At 72.4% G+C, this 1,147-nt stretch carries 1 protein-coding gene; it reads right to left on the reverse strand.

Annotated features, from left to right (window positions below; all coding sequences use genetic code 11):
* Positions 1 to 1,126 (reverse strand): low temperature requirement protein A (locus IE252_RS42845; protein WP_229849175.1); only part of this gene is annotated, 1,126 nt, incomplete at its 3' end.
* Between the last annotated feature and the right edge of the window lie 21 nt (positions 1,127 to 1,147).

The raw sequence follows: 1,147 nt of genomic DNA on the forward strand, positions 1-1,147 counted from the left end.
TGGCCAGCAGGAAGACCAGGGCGGCCGCGCAGGCCACCGCGCCCCACGCGGGCAGCAGCCAGGCGGCGGGCAGCAGCATGCCCGGGGTGAGGACCAGACAGGGCACGTACCAGCGCAGCACGTTGCGCAGCCCGTCGCCGTACCGCGTGGAGATGGCCGCGTTCGCGCTGTAGAAGGCGAGAATGCCCCCGCACAGCGCCCACCGGGCGCCCGCGGGCAGTACGTGGTGGGGCTCGCCGACCGCGGTGCCGAGCGCGGCCGCGATCACCGTGATGCCGCAGACCAGCACGAACGGCAGATACATCACGGTGTCCCGTATGACCTGCGTCGCCCGGCCCGACTGGGCCCGGCTCAGGCCCCGCTCGGCGTTGCCCGTCCCCCACACGAAGAAGATCATGGCGAGTTCGGCGGCGACCACGAAGGAGAACAGCGCGGTCACACCGGAGGCGGCGGTGAAGTGCTCCTCGAAGGTGGCGACCACCGTGAAGACGCTCTCGCCGAGCACGATCACCACGAACAGACCGATCCGCTCGACCGCGTGCTCCACCGACATCCGCTCGTACGGCGCGGTGCCGAGCCCCGCCCGGATCGCGAGCAGCGCCATCTCCAGGGCGATCGCCACACCCCACATCACGAACCGCCAGGCCCCCGGCAGCGCGGCCGAGACCGCCCACAGGCCCGCGGGCACCAGGCAGTACAGCAGCGGCCGCCACAGCGGCAGCGGGCTTTCCGGGCGGCGGGCGTGGCGGAACCAGATCAGGAACAGCACCAGCCGCACCCAGGCCGCCCCGAGCGCGTACGCCCAGGCCCGCTCCGCCGTGCCCGCCGGGGACGCCGCGGCCATCAGCCCGAGCGCGGGCATCGCGGCGAGCAGCATCCCCTGGATGCGGGCCGAGGCCGAGCCGAAGAGGTTGACGGTGAGCGTCAGGTTCACCCACGCCCACCAGGCCGGGAAGAACAGCACCAGGAACTTCCCGAAATCGGCCGGGCTCGGGTTCCCGTGCAACCCGTGCGCGAGCACGCTGACCGTGACCACGAAGACCAGGTCGAAGAACAACTCGAACCAGCCCGCGCGGTGTTCCTCGGCCCCACTGCCCGTACCGTCGGCCGCCCCGGCGTCTGTCATGTCGCTCACCCGCCCACTGTG

The sequence above is a fragment of the Streptomyces melanogenes genome, assembly GCF_014649795.1.
GTDB classification, from domain to species: domain Bacteria; phylum Actinomycetota; class Actinomycetes; order Streptomycetales; family Streptomycetaceae; genus Streptomyces; species Streptomyces noboritoensis.